This window comes from Enterococcus sp. AZ071 (assembly GCF_050499065.1).
Taxonomy (GTDB): Bacteria; Bacillota; Bacilli; order Lactobacillales; family Enterococcaceae; genus Enterococcus_A; species Enterococcus_A ferrettii.
Genome location: NZ_JBIPAS010000001.1, coordinates 453,718 through 473,944, shown reverse-complemented (window position 1 = coordinate 473,944; position 20,227 = coordinate 453,718). Strand labels below are relative to the sequence as shown.

At 37.6% G+C, this 20,227-nt stretch carries 19 protein-coding genes and 1 tRNA gene; 3 read left to right on the top strand and 17 right to left on the bottom strand.

The window, feature by feature from the left end; translation table 11 throughout:
• Window positions 1–33: 33 nt before the first annotated feature.
• The 13 genes from IGI49_RS02265 to rpoN form a co-directional block, all read right to left on the bottom strand.
• Window positions 34–1,644 (bottom strand): CTP synthase, encoded by a 1,611-nt coding sequence (locus IGI49_RS02265; RefSeq protein WP_429963184.1) that lies wholly within the window; start codon window positions 1,642–1,644, stop codon window positions 34–36.
• Window positions 1,645–1,830: 186 nt separating this feature from the next.
• Window positions 1,831–2,283 (bottom strand): YueI family protein, encoded by a 453-nt coding sequence (locus IGI49_RS02260; protein ID WP_207703460.1) that lies wholly within the window; start codon window positions 2,281–2,283, stop codon window positions 1,831–1,833.
• An 802-nt stretch (window positions 2,284–3,085) separates the two neighbouring features.
• On the bottom strand, window positions 3,086–3,343 hold the full coding sequence (locus IGI49_RS02255) for a hypothetical protein (RefSeq protein WP_207703459.1): 258 nt from the start codon (window positions 3,341–3,343) through the stop codon (window positions 3,086–3,088).
• Window positions 3,344–3,355: 12 nt separating this feature from the next.
• Window positions 3,356–4,273, bottom strand: a complete 918-nt coding sequence (locus IGI49_RS02250) for a nitrilase-related carbon-nitrogen hydrolase (protein WP_429963183.1) — start codon at window positions 4,271–4,273, stop codon at window positions 3,356–3,358.
• Between the two features lie 14 nt (window positions 4,274–4,287).
• A complete protein-coding gene (locus IGI49_RS02245; RefSeq protein WP_429963182.1) occupies window positions 4,288–5,127 on the bottom strand; it encodes a helix-turn-helix domain-containing protein in 840 nt (279 codons plus the stop codon).
• Between the two features lie 19 nt (window positions 5,128–5,146).
• Window positions 5,147–5,608: a hypothetical protein gene (locus tag IGI49_RS02240; RefSeq protein WP_429963181.1), complete on the bottom strand. Its 462-nt coding sequence runs from the start codon at window positions 5,606–5,608 to the stop codon at window positions 5,147–5,149.
• 15 nt (window positions 5,609–5,623) lie between these two features.
• Window positions 5,624–5,983, bottom strand: coding sequence for a nuclear transport factor 2 family protein (locus tag IGI49_RS02235; protein ID WP_429963180.1), 360 nt, complete (start codon window positions 5,981–5,983; stop codon window positions 5,624–5,626).
• Window positions 5,984–6,432: 449 nt separating this feature from the next.
• Window positions 6,433–7,746 (bottom strand): phosphopyruvate hydratase, encoded by a 1,314-nt coding sequence (gene eno, locus IGI49_RS02230; protein ID WP_207703454.1) that lies wholly within the window; start codon window positions 7,744–7,746, stop codon window positions 6,433–6,435.
• Between the two features lie 109 nt (window positions 7,747–7,855).
• The gene (gene tpiA / locus IGI49_RS02225) at window positions 7,856–8,611 is read right to left on the bottom strand and encodes a triose-phosphate isomerase (RefSeq protein ID WP_429963179.1); all 756 of its coding nucleotides are present in this window, start codon (window positions 8,609–8,611) and stop codon (window positions 7,856–7,858) included.
• An 81-nt stretch (window positions 8,612–8,692) separates the two neighbouring features.
• Window positions 8,693–9,883 carry a phosphoglycerate kinase gene (locus tag IGI49_RS02220; RefSeq protein ID WP_207703452.1) on the bottom strand — a complete coding sequence of 397 codons (1,191 nt, stop codon included), beginning with the start codon at window positions 9,881–9,883 and terminating at the stop codon, window positions 8,693–8,695.
• Window positions 9,884–10,016: 133 nt separating this feature from the next.
• Entirely contained in the window at window positions 10,017–11,018 is a 1,002-nt protein-coding gene (gene gap, locus IGI49_RS02215; protein ID WP_207703451.1) for a type I glyceraldehyde-3-phosphate dehydrogenase, read from the bottom strand.
• A gap of 39 nt (window positions 11,019–11,057) precedes the next feature.
• On the bottom strand, window positions 11,058–12,095 hold the full coding sequence (locus IGI49_RS02210) for a sugar-binding transcriptional regulator (RefSeq protein ID WP_207703450.1): 1,038 nt from the start codon (window positions 12,093–12,095) through the stop codon (window positions 11,058–11,060).
• A gap of 170 nt (window positions 12,096–12,265) precedes the next feature.
• Window positions 12,266–13,567 carry an RNA polymerase factor sigma-54 gene (gene rpoN, locus IGI49_RS02205; RefSeq protein WP_207703449.1) on the bottom strand — a complete coding sequence of 434 codons (1,302 nt, stop codon included), beginning with the start codon at window positions 13,565–13,567 and terminating at the stop codon, window positions 12,266–12,268.
• Window positions 13,568–13,620: 53 nt separating this feature from the next.
• Between rpoN and IGI49_RS02200 the strand changes: the two genes are divergently transcribed.
• Window positions 13,621–13,692, top strand: a tRNA-Arg gene (locus IGI49_RS02200).
• 160 nt (window positions 13,693–13,852) lie between these two features.
• Here IGI49_RS02200 and rpoE read toward each other — a convergent pair.
• Entirely contained in the window at window positions 13,853–14,458 is a 606-nt protein-coding gene (gene rpoE / locus IGI49_RS02195; protein ID WP_429963178.1) for a DNA-directed RNA polymerase subunit delta, read from the bottom strand.
• Between the two features lie 73 nt (window positions 14,459–14,531).
• On the bottom strand, window positions 14,532–14,966 hold the full coding sequence (locus IGI49_RS02190; protein WP_207703447.1) for a DUF1934 family protein: 435 nt from the start codon (window positions 14,964–14,966) through the stop codon (window positions 14,532–14,534).
• Window positions 14,967–15,106: 140 nt separating this feature from the next.
• Between IGI49_RS02190 and IGI49_RS02185 the strand changes: the two genes are divergently transcribed.
• Complete coding sequence (locus IGI49_RS02185; RefSeq protein ID WP_429963177.1) at window positions 15,107–15,922, top strand: lipoate--protein ligase family protein; 816 nt, start codon at window positions 15,107–15,109, stop codon at window positions 15,920–15,922.
• Complete coding sequence (locus IGI49_RS02180) at window positions 15,909–17,273, top strand: HD domain-containing protein (protein WP_429963176.1); 1,365 nt, start codon at window positions 15,909–15,911, stop codon at window positions 17,271–17,273. The genes IGI49_RS02185 and IGI49_RS02180 overlap by 14 nt, the downstream gene beginning before the upstream one ends.
• 25 nt (window positions 17,274–17,298) lie before the next feature.
• Here IGI49_RS02180 and IGI49_RS02175 read toward each other — a convergent pair whose 3' ends face one another.
• On the bottom strand, window positions 17,299–18,618 hold the full coding sequence (locus tag IGI49_RS02175; RefSeq protein ID WP_429963175.1) for an FAD-dependent oxidoreductase: 1,320 nt from the start codon (window positions 18,616–18,618) through the stop codon (window positions 17,299–17,301).
• Window positions 18,615–20,102 carry a helix-turn-helix domain-containing protein gene (locus IGI49_RS02170; RefSeq protein WP_429963174.1) on the bottom strand — a complete coding sequence of 496 codons (1,488 nt, stop codon included), beginning with the start codon at window positions 20,100–20,102 and terminating at the stop codon, window positions 18,615–18,617. The genes IGI49_RS02175 and IGI49_RS02170 overlap by 4 nt, the downstream gene beginning before the upstream one ends.
• Between the last annotated feature and the right edge of the window lie 125 nt (window positions 20,103–20,227).

Below are 20,227 nucleotides of genomic sequence, written 5' to 3'. Positions count from 1 at the left end.
ACTGAAACAGCCCTAGCTATTTCAGTCAGATACTTACTTTTCTTCTTTGTTTTTTAATGAAGCCCCAACAAAGGCTTTAATTAATGGTTGCGGACGATTAGGACGAGAAATTAATTCTGGATGGAATTGACATCCTACAAAGAATTTTTTCTCTGGTAATTCTACGATTTCTACCAAACGATTGTCCGGGGATACCCCAGAGAATACCATTCCTTGATCTTCAAACAATTCACGGTAGCCGTTGTTGAATTCATAACGATGACGATGACGTTCTTGGATTACCTCAGTATTGTTATAAGCTTCTGCTGTTTTTGTACCCTTTTTCAATTTACATGGGTACAAGCCTAAACGCAAGGTTCCGCCCAAATTCTCTACGTTTTCTTGATCCGCCATCAAGTCAATAATATTATTGGGTGTATCAGGAGCTGTCTCAGCTGAGTTAGCATCCTGTAAATCCACTACGTTACGTGCAAACTCTACACAAGCCATTTGCATACCTAAGCATATACCCAAAAATGGGATATCATTTTCACGAGCATAGCGAATCGCTTCAATTTTCCCTTCAATTCCACGATCACCAAAACCACCAGGAACTAAAATTCCGTCTGCATCGCTTAGCTCTTCTGCTACATTTTCTTTTGACAATTCTTGCGATTTTACCCATTTAATTTCAATGTCAGAATCAAAAGAAAAACCAGAATGTTTCAATGCTTCAACTACCGAGATGTAGGCATCTGGCAGCTCAACATATTTGCCAACTAAAGCAATCTTAGTTTTCTTCTTAAGGTTAAGCACTTTTTCTTCTAATGAACGCCATTCTGACATGTCAGCTTCAGGGGCTTCTAATTTCAAATGATCCAATACGAATTGATCCATTCCTTGTGCTTGCAATGCCAAAGGAATGGAGTATAGAGTTTCGACATCACGAGACTCGATAACTGCTTCAGGTGCAACATCACAGAACTGAGCTAGTTTGTTTTTAGTTCCTTGAGAAACCGGCAGTTCAGTCCGGACAACTAAAATATTTGGTTGAATACCCAGTCCACGCAATTCCTTTACACTATGCTGCGTTGGCTTAGTTTTCATTTCACCAGCAGCCTTCAAGTAAGGAATCAGCGTAGTGTGGATATACATAACATTATCAGAACCAACATCTGCCTTCATTTGACGCAAAGCCTCTAAGAATGGTAGTGACTCGATATCCCCAACTGTTCCACCAACCTCAGTAATGATAATATCTGAATCAGTCATTTTTGCGGCTCTCATAATTTTAGATTTAATTTCGTTAGTAATATGAGGAATTACTTGGACTGTCGCCCCCAAGTATTCTCCTTTTCTTTCTTTACGAATAACCTCTGAATAGATTTTTCCTGTTGTCACATTGGAGTATTGATTCAAATTGATATCAATGAATCGTTCATAGTGTCCTAAATCTAAATCAGTTTCCGCACCATCATCTGTTACGAATACCTCTCCATGTTGATACGGACTCATCGTACCTGGATCTACGTTGATATAAGGATCAAATTTTTGAATCGTTACCTTTAATCCACGATTTTTCAATAAGCGTCCCAGTGAAGCTGCCACGATCCCTTTTCCAATAGAAGACACAACGCCGCCAGTTACAAAAATATACTTTGTCATAAATGAAAAAACTCCTTCATTATAGTTTGCAGGAAAAGCCTAGAAAATAAAGAAAAGCTCCCTATCCATATGAATAGGGAGCGGAATTTCACTAAACTTCTGACCCTTTTAAAAGGGTGCCCAAGCAGTATAATACCCACTATAGATCGAAAAGTCAACACCTTAAAATGCCTAATAAAGAATTTCTTATTTAAACAAGCGATTCCAAAAGCTTGATTTCTCTTTTGGTTTTTCCTCTTTGGCAGTCTCGTGCAATTTTGGGTATTTCTTTTCAACATCAATAACTGGTATATCGACTGCATAGTCTGCCACTACTAGCAGACCTATTTTTGAGTCATCATCTGCTATTGCATCACTTACAACTGTAAAATCAATTTTCTCTTTCACAGCAATAGTTATGTACCGTTGCTGAAGTACAGTAGATACTGCTCCATTAATCAATATCCGTGCTGAAGGTTCCTTTTTGATTTCCATCAACAAACCTGCTTCATTCCCTTTGTCCTGCATTTCCCCAATTGTCATGCTCAATAAGCAACGTTCTCTAAAGGTCCCTAAATATTCTTTTTGTTCATCAGGATTAATTTTTGGGGTTCCATATCGTCCAGTATCCAAATGCTTCTGCAAATTATCCTCTGCCATCTTTTCACTTCCTCAAAATATGCTATTTATACTAAGTATATCAAAAAATTCTCTTCAATAGAAAAATGCTAACTGTTAAAGTAATAGACAAATTCGGATTGCCTAATCCAAGAGTATGTTAACTGGACTTAATCCACTTGTAATAAGGATGGGGTCTTTTTTACTTCATAGAAAAATTTGGAGTAAAAAGCCTGCATGCTATTTTAACCATGTACTTTGTTACCGACTATGCCCGACAGAAAATATTATCTAAATATTTAACGAGTAGAAAAAGGTTTTATCGGTATCACTTCAAAATCGGTCGAATCCACTTTTTAGGTAAACAGCGATTTTATGGCTTCTAACAACAGTTTTTTAATAGTTATAGAGATCCTTCATCTTTGAATTTAGAAATAGGAGGGATAAACAGGGGCAATAAAAGTAGTTAATTGGCATTTTGCTAAACCATTTCTCTTAGGTATATTATATTTTCTTCAATTATTTTTCCTTACTTTGCTTTTTTTATCTTTTATTTTCTTACCAATTGCATTTCAGTCCACTGATTTTCTTCTCAGAACTTTACAAACTTATTTATCTTGCGCTTTTCTTGCTCATTTATATTTTCTTTATCTATTTGACGACAGATTAAAGATTTTTTGCAATGACCTTAACCAATAAATTCGATGGTCTTCGCTATGTCTTATATCCCAATAGTTCCCATTAATTGTGATCACTCTGCCTGTCTGTAGAATCTAAGTTATCTAATTTTAATCTTTTATAGTAAAAGACCGAAGTCTTATAAGCGACTTCGGTCTTGCTTTTATTATTCTCCTAAAAACATTTTCTTAGGCATTTGTAAGTTAGCAGAAGTGTATGCACACATAAAGGCTGTTCCATTAGGATATTCTTCCGGTACCATTGATTCAAAGATATTCTTTAATGGTGTGTATTGATCTTCCCAAGTTTTCACTTGAATATCTCCTGCTTTGTCAATTAATTCCTGCTTTGTCACAGGAAAACGTACATCAAGTTGATTGAAAGCTTTTACAAAATAATGCATTCCGATATTTGGAAATCCCATTTTTTTACCCCCTTATTTGTCTTCTAAATAGCTGTACATGGTTGAATCACTGCCTGTTCCGTAAGTATCTGGAGAAGCCGCTCCTCGATGATTTCTCAACCATAGCAAGTCACCCATTAACGCCTGCTTTTGAATAGCATCGCATAAGCCTGGATACAAATCGGCTTTAAAGATATATGGAATGCCGACTGGTGCTTGAGCAATAATATCTCCTTCAGGGTTTACCACCATGCTACGACCAAATAAGGAATAACACTCGTCCATCTCGGAAGTATTAGCTGCTACTACATATACCTTATTAAAGTAAGCTCCTGCCCGATTGGTAATTTCATACTGATTCTCAAAAGGTGTCATATAAGTGGTTAGGCGCAAAACAACGTTTGCTCCTTTTGACGCTGCCTCTCGCCAGTTATCTTGATAATCGCCATCTGAGCATATAATCGAAGCAATTCGTGAACCCTTTGGCCCTTCAAAGACGCGAATTTCATCTCCTGGGCTAGAAGGTTCAACGGGATTCCAAGGTGTTACTTTACGATAAATATCAACAATTTCCCCTTTATCATTGATAGTAATCGCACAGTTTTTATAAAAGTTGCCGTCTTGCTCATCAACGCAGGCACCTACTGCCAGCCAAATTTGATATTCTTTGCAGACAGCTTTTAATTTTGCTAATTCTGGACCATCCAAGGTAACACAGCATAACGAGGCGTGCGGGCCCACACCATTCAAGGATGCCTCAGGAGTTACGATCATGTCAATCCCAGGGAATCCAGTAATCGCCCGATCAATCCATTCAATGATCTTATCTACATTCTGCATAACTTCTTCACGAGTTTTAGGTACCACCGCAAGTTTCATTTGAAAAAGTGCTACGCTTAGACATTCTGTTTCAATTTTTCCGTTAATTGGGAAACAATTTCCTACATTCATTGATTGTCCTCCTTTTATACTACAAGTTCTTTTGATGTCACAATTGTTTGCAATAGGCGCTTTGGAGATAAGTGGGTAAAAAACTGAAATTCATGAATCAAATGTGCTTGATCATAGTAACCTAATTGGTGAGCTACCTTTGCTAAAGTCAACTCATTGTCCGCATATATCGACTTAATTGCATTCTGAAATCGAATAATTCGACTATATAATTTGGGCGTAATCCCAATTTCTTTTCTGAATAGTCGTTGCGTATATCGTTGAGAATATCCTGTTTCTCGACAAATCTTTTCCATCGAAAAGGCTGTTGTTTCTGTGCATAATAAAACAGATAAATACTCCGCCAGTACTGAACGTTGATTCTCATCTAAAAAAAGATCGCGATGGCGAGCCAACAACAGTTTTTTCCTCTCATGAACCGTCTGAGTATCGTAAAGTTTCGTAAATAAGCTTTCTGTATGTGCAAACTGTTCACTAATTGGATAGATTTGATCTATCAAATAGCTTTGATCATTACCAAAGCATCGCAAACCAACATTTGTATAAGGTTTTATTCCAAAGTAGCAAGTATCTGTTTCAAAGGTTAACTTGCAGGTCTGTGTCGCTATCCCCATAAAATATCCTTTTACCTCTTTGCGATCTACCGAGAATAATAAGTTTACACAGGCATCTGGCAAATAAACCGTTTCCATTCTTTCTTTTACTTGAAAAGTATAGAATAACGCTTCTGTCTTCAGATGTTCTCTTGACCAAACAACAATCTCTTCGTGATAATCTTGCAAACGTTCATCATGAGGGAACAGTTGAAAAGGTGTCGCTTCAATCATTTTATTCTTCGTTTCCAATACTCTCATACTGTTCACCTCATAGTTTCTAATCAGATGCAGTTGGACAAGAATCCTTCGTCAAATAAATTGCCGTTTTTAACGCCAAAGGAAAACTTAGGAAAAGAGTGATGTAGCCTAAAACCAACAATACAGGATAATTGGTAAACCAAATTTGAAGAAGCATAGGATGGGGACCTACACCTACATAGGTACTTAAAAAGCTAATTGGTGTCACCATACAAAAAGCTAAAACTATAGTAGAAACTAGATGCTGAGAAAAATTTCTATTTTTTAATCCGATTTTCGCGGCTAGAGCATCACCCCAAGCTTTTCCTGGAATCAAATCTCCAATTACATAACTGACAAAGAAGCTGCTGACAAATCCGTGAAAAATTAACTCTGGCGTAAAAGCCTTATTTACATATTGGATATACAATCCTAGCACCAAGCATACTGCGACACCTACAAATATGTTAATGATTGTCCCAAATCGTTCCATCCTGATCATAGTTAGCCCTCCTAACTATTGAATGACAGTAAATAATTTAGAAATAATCCACCATCTAGTGCCGTCATCAATCAAATGAAAATGATCTTCTAATTTTAAAGAGCCGCGGAAACCACTTTCTCGAATGGTTACGTCTGCTATGTTTCCAACAATTACTTTGGAAACAACTTCTGCCTCGTATGGGTCTCCATTGCTTTCCATCGATGCCTGCGAACCAATATCTTCAATAAACGGCTGCGGATCACCAATTAATAATTGATCTCCTAAATAGCCAGTCATTCGTGCCTTTTCATGGAAAACTGATTGGAGTAATTCCGTGTCACCTGTAAAGGTTCCTTTGATATATGCATTTACCACTTTATCAACAGTGTTCATTCCATATCCTCCTTTATTTTCGCTTCGAAAAGTACATGCGCATGTCTTTCTTGTAATTAAATCTAACACATATTTTTAGTAATGAATTGTAAAAAATGTACCAACTTTACTTATCCCTATCATACCTTATTTCAAAGAATATTCTTGTCATTTTTATTAAACTATTTAAAGAGACTTATTTGGTTAACCTTCACTCACTATACTTTTGAACAATCTAGTTATTTATAAAACACCTAGAAACCGCTTACCTATTTTTCGGTGAAAATTATTCTGTAATATAAGCTTCACAAAGCAGAAACCTTAGATGTTACATTTTTTAACACGCAGCATCTGACTTATTGACTTTATGCAGAGTCACTCGGCTCGTTTAACAAAGAGAATGCAAAAAGACCTGCATGTCCAAATATGAACAACATGCAGGTCTCCATTCAACCTAATACCAATAAAAATTATTTACCGATAAATGGGTTATTTTTTAAGTTGTAGAAAGATTTGATTCCTTGGTATTCAGCGATATCGCCTAATTGGTCTTCAATACGTAGTAATTGGTTGTATTTTGCAATACGGTCAGTACGTGAAAGAGAACCAGTTTTGATTTGACCAGCATTAGTTGCAACTGCAATGTCAGAAATTGTTGAGTCTTCTGTTTCACCAGAACGGTGAGAGACAACCGCAGTATAGCTAGCTTTTTTAGCCATTTCAATTGCATCGAAAGTTTCTGTCAAAGTACCGATTTGATTAACTTTGATTAGGATTGAGTTAGATACACCTTTTTCGATACCTTCAGCTAATTTTTCAGTGTTTGTAACGAATAAATCGTCACCAACTAATTGAACTTTATCGCCTAAAGCATCAGTTAATTTCTTAGTACCTTCCCAGTCGTTTTCATCTAAACCGTCTTCGATTGAGATGATTGGGTATTTAGCAACTAATTCTTCATAGAATGCAATCATTTCATCAGTAGTTTTTTCGCCTTCGCCTGAGTCAGCTAAAACATAAACACCTTTTTCTTTATCAAAGAATTCTGAAGAAGCAGCATCCATAGCAAGAACGATATCTTTACCAGGTACATAGCCAGCTTTTTCAATAGCTTCAATAATTACTTCAAAACCTTCTTCGTTAGAACCAAGGTTAGGAGCAAATCCACCTTCGTCACCAACTGAAGTTGCCAAGCCTTTAGCTTTCAAAATAGAAGCCAATGCGTGGAATACTTCTGCACCGTAACGTAGAGCTTCTTTAAATGTAGGAGCTCCAACAGGCATGATCATGAATTCTTGGAAATCAATAGAGTTATCAGCATGTGATCCGCCATTGATGATATTCATCATAGGAGTAGGCAAAACTTTTGTATTGAATCCGCCAAGGTAGTTGTACAATGGGATTTCTAGGTAGTCAGCGGCAGCACGTGCAGCTGCAATAGAAACACCAAGAATCGCGTTCGCACCCAATTTACCTTTGTTAGGAGTGCCGTCTAATTCGATCATTGCATGGTCGATAGCTGCTTGGTCGCGTACATCATAGCCAATGATTGCTTCAGCAATAATGTTATTCACATTATCAACAGCTTTAGTAACACCTTTACCTAAGTAGCGAGATTTGTCGCCATCACGTAATTCAACTGCTTCATATTCACCAGTTGAAGCACCTGAAGGAACCATTCCACGGCCAAAAGCACCGCTTTCTGTGTAAACTTCTACTTCGATTGTTGGGTTACCACGAGAGTCTAAGACTTCGCGTGCGTAAACATCTGAAATAATTGACATGTTTTGTCTCTCCTTTAAGTTTGTTTTATTAATAGGGTATAAAACCCTCATAACCAATATTAGTAAAAAACGATTGTAGTTGCAATTAAAAGTGCCTTAATTGACGAAATTATTTTGCACCTTCAAGTAAAGCTAAGAAAGAATCAGCTTGTAAGCTAGCTCCGCCAACTAAAGCTCCATCAACATTTTCTTTAGCCATGTATTCAGCAATATTTTCAGGTTTTACAGAACCGCCGTATTGGATACGTACAGCTTCTGAAACTTCCTTACCAAAAATGCCTGCAACAGTTGAGCGAACAACTCCGCAAATTTCATCAGCAATTTGTGCATCAGCAGATTTACCAGTACCGATTGCCCAGATTGGTTCGTAAGCAATAACCATGCTTGATACTTGTTCAGCTGTTAAACCGTCCAAGCCAGCTTTGATTTGTCCTTCAATCCATTCAGCTGTTTTGCTTGCTTCATAAGTTTCCAAAGATTCACCACAGCAAAGAATTGGTGTCATACCATTAGCAAAAATAGCTTTTGCTTTTTTGTTGATTTCTTCATCTGTTTCATGGAAGTATTCACGACGCTCCGAATGGCCGATAATCACATATTCCACACCAAGATCAGCTAATGCAGCAGGTGAAGTTTCACCAGTGAATGCACCAGCATTTTCCCAGTAGCAGTTTTGTGCTGAGATTTTCAATTCAGTCCCTTTAGCAGCTTCAACTAATTCTTGCAGGAACAAAGCAGGTGATCCGATTACTGAATCTACTTGATCGTTTGCAGGAATTTTGTTTTTTACTGCTTCAGCAAAATCTTTAGCTTCAGAGGCAGTTAGATTCATTTTCCAGTTTCCAGCGATGATTGGTTTACGCATGTATTGCACTCCCTTTTCATTTTTAAATACTAATGTTATGTAAAGAATCTAGGGCAAAGCCCCAGTTCATTACATAACTAATTATTTGTCGTTGATTGCAGCAAGCCCAGGTAATTCCTTACCTTCTAATAATTCAAGACTTGCACCGCCACCAGTTGAGATGTGCGTGAACTTGTCAGCAAAACCTAATTGTTCAGCTGCAGCTGCAGAGTCTCCACCACCGATGATAGTAGTTGCATCTTCTAAATTAGCAATCGCTTCGCAAACACCGATAGTTCCGCGTGCAAAGTTGCTCATTTCGAATACGCCCATAGGTCCGTTCCATACAACTGTTTTAGCACCTTTTAACGTTTCAGCGAATAAAGCAATTGATTCAGGTCCAATGTCAAGACCCATTTGTCCTACTGGAACATCACCAGCATGTTCTTCAGTTGGTACATCATTAGAGAATTCAGCGGCTGTAATTGAGTCTACTGGTAAAACTAATTTGTCACCAGCTGCTTCAATTAATTCTTTCGCCAATTCAACTTTATCTGCTTCAACTAAAGAGTTACCAATTTCCATACCTTTAGCTTTATAGAACGTATAAGTCATTCCGCCGCCGATCAAGATTTTGTCAGCTTTAGGAATTAGATTTTTGATTACGCCAATTTTATCAGAAACTTTTGCTCCACCTAAAATTGCGATCATTGGACGTTTTGGTTCTTCGACCGCTTCGCCGATGAATTTAATTTCTTTTTCCATTAAGAAGCCAGCAACTGTAGGAATGCCAGTTGAAGCAATCCCAACGTTTGAAGCGTGGGCACGGTGAGCAGTACCAAATGCATCATTTACAAATACGTCGCCTAGAGAAGCCCAATATTTACCAAGTTCAGCATCATTGCCGCTTTCTTTTTTACCATCAATGTCTTCAAAACGAGTATTTTCGAAAACAACAACGTCGCCGTCTTTCATGTTGTTGATCGCAGCTTCCAAATCAGCGCCACGAGTTTCAGGTACAAAAGTTACTTCTTTACCCAAAAGTTCGCCTAAGCGTTTAGCAACTGGTGCTAAAGATTTGCCAGCTTTGTCTTCTTCCGTTTTCACACGTCCTAGGTGAGAGAACAAAATTGCTTTTCCACCGTTATCAATAACGTAGTTAATAGTAGGCAGCGCTGCTTTGATACGAGTATCATCACCGATCACGCCGTCTTTTAAAGGAACATTAAAGTCTACACGTACCAAGACTTTTTTATCTTTTAAATCAATATCTTTAACAGTCATTTTTGCCATGAAAAAAGACCTCCTAAATTTTTTTGACACTTCGTCTATTATATACCTCTTCGGTTGAAAAAGGTAACGATAACCTATTAAAAAAACGGAGAAGCGCGTTGCTTCCCCGCCTTTTTCAGACAATGTTTAAATCTTATAAGTTAGCAAAGTATGCTAAAGTACGTACTAATTGTGCAGTGTATGACATTTCATTGTCGTACCAAGCAACAGTTTTAACTAATTGTTTGTCGCCAACAGTCATAACTTTAGTTTGTGTAGCATCAAATAATGAACCATAAGTCATACCAACGATATCAGAAGAAACGATTTCGTCTGTGTTGTAACCATAAGATTCGTTTGCTGCTGCTTCCATAGCTGCATTGATTTCATCAGCAGTAACTTCTTTTTCAAGAACAGTTACTAATTCAGTTAATGAACCAGTTGCAACAGGAACACGTTGAGCAGCACCATCTAATTTACCATTCAACTCAGGAATTACTAAGCCGATAGCTTTAGCAGCACCAGTTGAGTTAGGAACGATGTTTGCAGCAGCTGCGCGTGCACGACGGAAGTCACCTTTAGGATGAGGTCCATCAAGAGTCATTTGGTCACCTGTGTAAGCATGGATAGTTGTCATAATTCCTTCAACAATACCAAATTTATCGTTCAAAGTTTTAGCCATAGGAGCTAAACAGTTAGTTGTACATGAAGCACCAGAGATAACTGTTTCTTTACCAGTTAAAATGTCATGGTTTGTGTTGTAAACGATTGTTGGAACGTCGCTTCCACCAGGAGCAGTAATGATAACGCGTTTAGCGCCACCTTTCAAGTGCAATTCAGCTTTTTCTTTAGAAGTGAAGAATCCAGTACTTTCAAGAACGATATCTACACCTAGATCGCCCCAAGGAATTTCTTCAGGGTTACGGTGAGAAGTAACTTTAACTTCTTTTCCGTTAACGTCAAAAGATCCTTCGTGAACTTCAACTGTTCCATCGAAACGGCCTTGTGTTGTATCATATTTTAACAAGTGAGCTAACATTTTAGCATCTGTTAAATCATTGATAGCAACTACTTCTAGTCCTTCTACATTTTGGATACGACGGAAAGCCAAGCGTCCAATACGTCCAAATCCGTTAATTCCAACTTTTACTGTCATTTAAAAATTCCTCCTTATGGAATTAGAAAAATATTTATTTTAAAGGGTTGCCCCTTTTAAAATCTCGTTTGCTGCGGCTTCATCGGTGATGAACCACGTTTGTTTTGGAGCATTTTTCATATAAGCCATAATTGCTTTGGCTTTAGATTTCCCTCCAGCAACTGCTAAAACAATTGGAATCTTCTGGACATCTTCAAGTGTTAACCCAATCCGGGAAGCTCGATAAACGATCTGTCCACTTTCATCAAAAAAGTAACCAAATGATTCCGCTACTGCTTTATGTTGTCTTAAAGAGACAATCTCTTCTTCCAGCATTTTTCGTCGGGCTGCCATATGCAGGGCTCGTCCAATACTGTGAACGACACAATTTGCCTGCTTAATTGTTGCGAGAACATCCATAATAGATGGTTCTTTCAACAAAGTGTGATACGCTTCCTGACTTAGCTGTTCTGGTACATACAACACTCGATGATTGCCTTTTGCATTAGCCGCCATAACCGCACTGATTGAGTTGGCTTGAATGGAAACTGACTCTCCAATCCCACCTCGCGCAGGTACGAATAAATTCTTACGGTTATTTGTTTCAAGTGGCGTAATATGTCGAGCAATCTCAGCCATTGTTGTACCACCCATAACGGCAATAACATTTCTACCATCAGGTAATTGACGATGCAAGGCTTCGTTGACAAGTTCTCCGAAATCTCCATTGACTTTCGGTTGTTCATCACTGTCACCAGAAACGATGAGACATCGATCAATGTTGAACATCGAGGCTAGCTGCTTCTCTAACTGGTCCATCCCAGTAAATTGGTCCATTAACAGATCCAACTGCTGTAAGATGTCTTTCCCTCTTTCCGTTAAGGACATTCCGCTTTTGTTGGTTTCAATTAAACGCTGATCTCTTAAAAAATCAGTCTCCCCACGCAACACACGTTCTGTTAAGCTTAACGACTCAGCAAGGTTTCTTCGCCCAATTGGTTGCATCCAGAAAATATTCTGTAATACCCGATATCTTCTTTTCACCGTATTCAACACATCAGGGGCAATAGCTTCAAGAACTCTGATTTCAGATAACAAAGGATTCCCTCCATTGGACTCCTTAAGTCCCTCATAGACTTTTAGCGACCCATGAATAGTAAAAAAAAGTAAGTTCTATACTTGATTTTTTCAATCTCAAACCTTACATTGCAAATTTTACCAGTTTTATGCCTAACAAGCAAGGGAAAAGCCAAGATTTTTTTCTTGGCTTAGTCAAATCGTTTTCGTTTAGATGAACTTGCGATTCCTAGTGCTTCTCGGTATTTAGCAACTGTTCTTCGGGACACTTTCTGTCCATTCGTTTTTAACATATCAGCAATTTTTTGGTCGGACAAAGGTTTATTTTTGTTCTCATCATCAATAAATTGTTTGATTAACTGCTTTACCTCATCAGCCGAAGTATCTTCGTCACTGATTTTATTCACAAAAAAGCCTCTTAGTTCAAATACACCGAAATCAGTTTCAATGTACTTTCCATTTACAGCTCTGCTAATAGTTGACTCATGTACTTCCAGTTCTTTGGCTATATCCTTCAACATCAATGGTTTAAGTGCACCCTTCTTCTCTAAAAAGAAAGGTTTCTGATATTTCACAATTAGTCTGCCTACTTCTAAAATGGTATCCTTACGCTGGCCAATAGTGCGCTTCAACCATTCATATTGCTGCAGCTTTTCTTTTAAATAGTCTTTGGTTTCAGAATCAGCTTGTTTTTCTAAACGAGTAAAATAATTCTCGTTAAAATTTAGTCGCAGCTGCCCTCTTTTATTGGAAAGAACGTCCAATTTATCCTCTTTACGTATTAATGTAAGATCAGGAATAATAAAGTCTGGAACACTTTCCCCAAAACCAGCACCAGGAAATGGGTTCAAAGACCGGATGTAGTCGATAATTTCCTGCACCTGAACCATCGTTAAATTATATTCCTTGCCCAACTGCTCAAAACGGTGGTTTGCGATTTTTTCAAAAGCTTCTTCTAATAGTAGGTAAGCCAAGTCTGGAGCATAATCATCTCGTTCGGTCTGAAGCATCAAACATTCTCTTAGGTCTCTAGAACCTACGCCAGGCGGGTCCAACTGCTGAAGCAGTGTCAGAGCATCTAAGAACTGGATATCGGTCGCTCCCATTTCTTGCTTAATTTCTTCTTCATCAACCTTCAAGTAGCCGTTTATATCTACATACTCAACTAACACCAGTATAATTCTCCGTAAAAAAGTATCACGATAGTTAAGATGCACTTGATTAATTAAATATTCAAACAGTGATTCGTACTGATCAGGAATTTGCCCAATAAAATCAGATTTGTCAGAACGATCACCCATCATAGTCAGATCACTGCGGATTTTTGGTGCTACTACCTCAATTAATGGATTTTCTAAAGAAATCGTCTCAACGTAGTCCCGCAGCTCTTCGGTATTGAATTGTAGCATTTGAATAGCTTGTTGAAGCTTTTGCGTCATAGCCAGCTTCTGTGTCTGTTGTTGCGCTTGCGAATAACCTTGTTGAAACTTCATTGTAATTTCCCCTTGTTTTTTTTAGATAATGTGCTAAACTAATAATCGTTGCTGCGCCCTTAGTGTAGTGGATATCACGTAAGATTCCGGTTCTTGAGACGGGGGTTCGATTCCCTCAGGGCGCGTCTTTTAAGCAGTTTTAAGTATACATGAATTTACAAGTTTTGACAAAATGCTTTTGTTTAACAAGCAGCATATAATTGAATACTAATTTGGAGAGAGCTGGATAGCTCTTTTTTTATTCCTAAAATTATAAATCCGACTAAAAAAGAGCAGGCTCTAAGCCTACTCTTCATCATCGTCGTCATCATCAAAATCATCATCGTCGTCATCAATAACGCTTAGATCATCTTCGATTCCGCCAGGAACAACTTCTTCGTCGTCGGTGTTTTCATCGGCACCAATTTCTTGTAGATCAGAATTGTATGCTGCGATTTCATCATCGTCATCGTCGTCATCATCATCAATATCTTCTTCATCGTCATCGATCAAATCAGTATCTTCAGGATCGTCGTCGTTGTAATCAATTGCATCTTCATCACCATTAATGAAGGCGTTGACTCTTTTACGTTTCTTACGACGTGGTGTTTCTTCGTCTTCTTCATCTAATCCGTGATTTACTTCTTCATCGATTGAATCGATAGCGTACCATGAACGCAATCCCCAACGATTATCTCCAAGAGAAATGAAGCTTCCATCAATATTCAAATCTGTATAAAATTGGGCTAATGCATCACGAATCTCGCTGTCTGACTTGCCAAGGTATGTTTGGATTTGATTTACTAAATCTGAAAAATCCATTACCTCGCCGCGTTCTTCCAGGATTGCGTGTGCCACTTCAATCATTGACAATTCATCTTTAATTAAACCATCAAAAACACTAAGTTCCAAGTATGACACGTCCTTTCAAAGTCTACTCCTTATCATACAAAATCACTGACTAAAAAGCAAACCTTTCTTCATTTTAAGTAGTAAATTCTAAAATCAAATTGTAATCACCAACTTTTTCATTATGCATTGAAAGAGAGTAATCAATCGTTACAATTCCAGAAAAAGGTCGATCTTTTAGACTGACGTGCAATTTGTGTGTATCAGTCGTAATTGCGATCATGCCGTAGGGTGTCTTATAACTAGTTTCTATTTTTTCACGATACCCAAATTTCATTCGCAAACGCATCTCGCCTGAACGTATTAATTGTATGCGGGAATCGGGTGTGATCTTCATTGTTACTGGCACCTCACTGCCATCAGACTGTACTTCTTTATAACGTATGTACAATGTGCTCCCCATCTGAACAACCTGACCGAACAAATCAAAGACAAATTCTTCGACCTCATTGTTCTGTGTTACTTTCGTTTGCAATTTTATCTTAGCTGGAAATCCGCCTTTAATATTCACAGAGTCTCGCCCCTTTCACTTCTATTTTTCACGGTTTTATTTTTTTTGTCAACTACTTGCTTTATTTTGGTAGCTTACACTACGCGAAACGAACTTTTTTGTTTATACTTGTATCAGATACTGTTTGAAAGGAAGATTTGATGAAAACTGCCCTGATGTTCGATCAACAGATGATTTCCCACGAGAATCATTTCAGCCCTTTTGCCTTAACCGATGTTCTGACTACCTATTCTGGTGAGAATAATCAGCCGATTATCCATTTTTGGCAGCTTTCACAAACCCTCATCTTAGGAATGAAAGATAGTCGAGTATCGCATCTCGACCAGGGGCTAAAGAGCATCCGAGAAGCTGGCTATTACCCTTTGTTACGAAATTCTGGGGGATTAGGTGTTGTGAGCGATTCAGGTGTCTTGAATGTTTCCTTAATTCTCCCAAAACAAACGATCAACTCTTTGTCAATTGATGACGGCTATCAAACAATGCTTGATTGGTTAAATCGTACCGTTTATGGAAAATCTGCCAAGATTATAGCTGGAGAAGTTTCCGATTCTTATTGTCCTGGAAAATTTGATCTCTCAATAGAAAACAAAAAGATTGCAGGTATTGCACAGCGCAGGGTAAAAGAGGGTGTTGCAATTATGATGTATCTAAGTATTTCCGGTGATCAAATACAGCGAGGAGAATTAGTTCGATCGTTCTACCAAGCTGGGCTAGATGAATTTGGCACCTTAGGTTACCCTGCCGTTAATCCTTACAGTATGACCACTCTTGCCGATGTATTTAATGAAGAGTTAACTATCAGCGAAGTTAAACAGCAGTTACTAAAGGGTATTGATTTCAACAATGAAACCAATCGTCTTACAGCATTTTATCAAACGGATGAATATCAACAGCGATTAAAAAATATGCACCAAAGAAACCTTAACATTCAGGAGGATTTTCATGACGAGTTATAAAAATCAATTATTACCTATGGAAAAAGTTTTCCGTGATCCTGTCCATAATTACATTCATGTTCAGCATCAAGTTATTTTAGACTTAATCAATTCTCGTGAAGTACAAAGACTGCGACGAATCAAGCAGCTGGGAACCTCTTCCTATACTTTTCACGGAGCTGAACATAGTCGCTTTTCACATTCGTTAGGTGTCTATGAGATTACTCGCAGAATTTGCGATATTTTCAAACGGAATTATCCAATTGAAAAATTAGGCAAGGATGGTTGGGATGACTCTCATCGCATAGTTGCTCTATGTGCAGCCTTACTCCATGATATTGGACACGGCCCTTATTCTCACACCTTTGAACACATTTTTCATACAGATCACGAAGCCTTGACTGTTGCTATTATTACTTCCCCAGAAACGGAAGTTTTCCAAATTTTGAATAATGTGGAAGAAGGTTTCCCAGAGAAAGTTGCAAGTGTCATTACCAAAACCTATAGTAATCCACAGGTAGTTCAAATGATTTCCAGCCAAATTGATGCTGATCGGATGGATTATTTACTGCGAGACGCTTATTATACAGGTACGGAGTATGGAACCTTCGATCTAACCCGTATTCTACGAGTGATTCGTCCTTATGAGGGGGGAATTGCTTTTTCAATGAATGGAATGCATGCGGTTGAAGATTATATTGTCAGTCGCTATCAAATGTATGTACAGGTCTATTTTCATAGCGTTTCGCGAGGTATGGAAGTCATTTTAGAGCATTTGCTGGATCGTGCCCATGAATTAAGTCAGAATACTCCTGAGATTTTCGCTTATCATTCGCAATTATTGCTTCCCTTTTTGAATCAATCTTTTACACTAGAGGATTATTTGAAACTTGATGATGGAGTTTTGAATACTTACTTTGCTCAGTGGAGTGATGAGAAGGATGTCATTTTGAGTGATTTAGCCCAGCGCTTTTTAAATAGAAAACCTTTGAAATCCGTAGCTATTGACACACCTGATAATCCACTGTTAAGTAAAATGCGCGAACTCGTTGAAAAAGTGGGTTTTAATGCAAGATACTACACAGCGATTAATTCCAGTTATGACTTACCTTACGATTTTTACCGACCTGAGCTTGACCACCATCGTACACAAATAGAAATCATGCAGTCTGATGGTACATTAGTAGAATTATCTCAGGCCAGCCATTTGGTGGCTGCCTTAGCAGGTCAAGGTCAGGGGGATGCGCGTTTTTATTATCCTAAGGAAATGACTCAGGTTAGTCCTAATAACGCTAATCTTTTTGATGATGATTATACCGAGTTCGCTAGTTACATTCATAATGGCAAATTATTAAATATGAAAAAACGCTAGTACAATTTTTGGTACTAGCGCTTTTCTATTTAGTCAGATGATCTAAAGCAATCTCATTTAAAAAATGCGTGACCTGTGAAGCGTAGGCCGCGTGAAAGAAAAAGTCATGAGTAGCTAGTTCTTCAACTGTCATTTTACCACGAACGATTACTGAAAAAAGATTAGCAAACGAACTGATATCTGCTTCTGAAGCCGCTTGTATACCTAAAATTTCATTAGTGTCTTCATGAACAAAAATGACAGTATAAATCTTCGCAGAGCCTTCATTGTGCAATGAGTAAACACCACTAGACTTGTTAATACTATACGTAATAAACCGTTCGTTACGTGTTTGAGCGCCACTACGAACAATCGTCAGACCAAAGGCTGTAAAAACATTTGTTTTTGTACTTTCGAATTTCAAGATGCTTTTTCCACTGATGTCATGAGCTGCAACCATAGCCGTTCGAACTGAGTTATTAATCAACGGCATATAAAATTTCTCACTTATTGGCATTAAAGGTAAGCGGAGAAGATCACCTAGTACATAAATTGAATTTCCAGCCTGAAAGCGTTCGTTTACTAAACTACTGCCATCAATGTCGAGAGCAATCGTTTCCTCAAGGATTTTATGATTAGGTTCAAGATTAGGTGCCTTGATGATCATGTCATACTCAAAAATCCCTTGGTTCGTACACATGCAAGCAGCCCCCGTGTTCCCTTGGATGGCTTCAACATCTATCCCTGTGTAGAACTTAATATTATTCTTACTCATCTTGTTAACAATAGCTTCTGTGATCACTTCATCAACTGCCAATTCTAATAAGTGATCAAATTCTTCTAAAATAGTAATTTGAAGCTCTGGTTTATACTGTCGAAGTGCGGAAGCCAATTCAATACCTATAATTCCGCCTCCTAGAATAGCAACTGAAAGAATATCTTCTTGCAGCTTCTCTAATGTATGTTGTGCGTCCTTAAGTGTTTTGGTTTGATAGACAAGATTTGCTCCTTGCTCAACTGCTAACGGACGTTGAATAGAGCCAATCGCAATAACTAAGTGATCATAAGCAATCGTCTTAGTATATTCATGTTGCTGAATAATAACTTGTTTTGATATAGGGTTGATCCGTAAACATTCACTTTCTAAATGGACATCTATTTGCTGCAACTTTAAGGTTTCTTCATCGTATAGAATGGCTTCCTTCAATGAATCTATTTGCCCTTTTAACAATTGGTTCAAACCATTTGGAACATAACCTAAATACTTTTCTTTTTCATAAATAGTAATCTCTTGCTGTTTATCCAATTTCCGGATCTCTAGAGCAGCCTGTACCCCAGCAAAGGAGCCTCCAATAATTACAATCATAGCGTATATTCCCCTGTCCCATTTGCTAATTCATTTAGAATTTCTTTTATAGCGTTGATATCGTACTCACTACCTATCTCAGAAATCGTGTAGTACCTTTCCACCTTACAATCTTGTTCCATTCTATGGTCACTGATGACCAGATGATAGTATTTTCCAGGAATGTAATCTTCAAATTCGACTGGATAATTACTAGTTAACGCTTCAACGAGGAGTAATTGATTTGCTCGATTGCTTATGCGATTGAAAGAAAAGGATAGACCCACATTGACTTCCCTAACGTTTCTACGGGAGATAAGCAATAATATGTCCATATAGACCCCAAATAAAACGTATTCAGGAATTAGTATTTTGCGATATTTTTTTGCGAATTTTTGAACTCGTCGAACCATTTCTTCAGCATGCGGTTGATAAAAATCCATTTCAGGAATTCCTTCTCCAGCACTAGCAGCATGTTCATAGTATTCCTCAAACCACCCAGAAAACTTAAATACATTAAAATGAATACGAAAAAGAAACATGGTAATCTCTAACCATAATCCCGGATTTTTCTTTTGATAAAAAAAATCATGTTCATTTAAATAGTCAAAAATAATGTCATTCATTTTAATAACTGGTGTCTGCTCTTGGAAATTCTTTTCATAGATATGGTAGCTGACATCATCAGTCGCAGAAAAAATATTGATGTTGCATAAAAAAAAGTAAAAACTTTTTAACTCGAATGTTTCTATCGTAATCGCATAACGTTCTGAATAAATTGACAAGGACGCTTTTACTAATTTTAAAACATCCGCTGAAATAGTTGCCTCTTCTGCTCTAGTAAGATGGAGTTGAAACTGCTCTTGCTTTTTGCGCCTTTTGCCAAAAATTTCCAGATATAAAGCAATTTTCTGTCGAATATCTTCTGAAAATTTCTTTTTAAAAGTAGACTCTAAGTGTTCAATAACTATTTCACGCATGGAAAGATCAATCTCAGAGATTACACGGGATTCTGTGTACCACAATAATTGGAAATAAAAATAGCGAATTTGAAGTTCATCTCCTTGTATTTCTCCATTTTCCAAAGTTAATTTAAACTCTTTTAATGCTTCATTTAACTCTTTGATTTTTCTAAAAAAGGAAGCCCGGCTGATTTGGAATTTCTGAGTAAAATAAGTAATTTCTTTCTTAAACCCATTTAAATGTTCTACTAGCAATTGATATTTAATCGAATCCCTCAATCGATCAATCATTAATTCATGAAGGGTGAATTCAGGAGCAAGCTTTATAAATAACTCTGGTCCATCAAAAATAATCCTTATTTTTCCGTCCTGCGCTTCAAGTGAGGCATTAATTTCATCTAAATATTTATGCAAGGTTGGTAAAGAAATTTTAAACTCTTGCATCAATTCTTCTTTTGTTCCAATTCCTCCATTACGATAAAGCTGACGAATAATTCGTATCTGCAAGTCAGATGATCGATCAAGTAGATGATGGATATTCATTTTCTTCACCTCCTAAAACAAGGATAAATGAGAAAAGAAGAAATTACAATTTTGAGATTTTTTAAAAACAGATGATAACTTATTACAACTTTAATCTCCCCAACAACAGTTATACATGCATATAA

What these genes read in the sequence shown, in the direction of transcription:
- IGI49_RS02265 (WP_429963184.1), bottom strand. Translation starts at nt 1,644, where the DNA reads ATGACAAAGTATATTTTTGTAACTGGCGGCGTTGTGTCTTCTATTGGA.
- IGI49_RS02260 (WP_207703460.1), bottom strand. Translation starts at nt 2,283, where the DNA reads ATGGCAGAGGATAATTTGCAGAAGCATTTGGATACTGGACGATATGGA.
- IGI49_RS02255 (WP_207703459.1), bottom strand. Translation starts at nt 3,343, where the DNA reads ATGGGATTTCCAAATATCGGAATGCATTATTTTGTAAAAGCTTTCAAT.
- IGI49_RS02250 (WP_429963183.1), bottom strand. Translation starts at nt 4,273, where the DNA reads ATGAATGTAGGAAATTGTTTCCCAATTAACGGAAAAATTGAAACAGAA.
- IGI49_RS02245 (WP_429963182.1), bottom strand. Translation starts at nt 5,127, where the DNA reads ATGAGAGTATTGGAAACGAAGAATAAAATGATTGAAGCGACACCTTTT.
- IGI49_RS02240 (WP_429963181.1), bottom strand. Translation starts at nt 5,608, where the DNA reads ATGATCAGGATGGAACGATTTGGGACAATCATTAACATATTTGTAGGT.
- IGI49_RS02235 (WP_429963180.1), bottom strand. Translation starts at nt 5,983, where the DNA reads ATGAACACTGTTGATAAAGTGGTAAATGCATATATCAAAGGAACCTTT.
- eno (WP_207703454.1), bottom strand. Translation starts at nt 7,746, where the DNA reads ATGTCAATTATTTCAGATGTTTACGCACGCGAAGTCTTAGACTCTCGT.
- tpiA (WP_429963179.1), bottom strand. Translation starts at nt 8,611, where the DNA reads ATGCGTAAACCAATCATCGCTGGAAACTGGAAAATGAATCTAACTGCC.
- IGI49_RS02220 (WP_207703452.1), bottom strand. Translation starts at nt 9,883, where the DNA reads ATGGCAAAAATGACTGTTAAAGATATTGATTTAAAAGATAAAAAAGTC.
- gap (WP_207703451.1), bottom strand. Translation starts at nt 11,018, where the DNA reads ATGACAGTAAAAGTTGGAATTAACGGATTTGGACGTATTGGACGCTTG.
- rpoN (WP_207703449.1), bottom strand. Translation starts at nt 13,567, where the DNA reads ATGAAGTTTCAACAAGGTTATTCGCAAGCGCAACAACAGACACAGAAG.
- IGI49_RS02185 (WP_429963177.1), top strand. Translation starts at nt 15,107, where the DNA reads ATGAAAACTGCCCTGATGTTCGATCAACAGATGATTTCCCACGAGAAT.
- IGI49_RS02180 (WP_429963176.1), top strand. Translation starts at nt 15,909, where the DNA reads ATGACGAGTTATAAAAATCAATTATTACCTATGGAAAAAGTTTTCCGT.
- IGI49_RS02175 (WP_429963175.1), bottom strand. Translation starts at nt 18,618, where the DNA reads ATGATTGTAATTATTGGAGGCTCCTTTGCTGGGGTACAGGCTGCTCTA.
- IGI49_RS02170 (WP_429963174.1), bottom strand. Translation starts at nt 20,102, where the DNA reads ATGAATATCCATCATCTACTTGATCGATCATCTGACTTGCAGATACGA.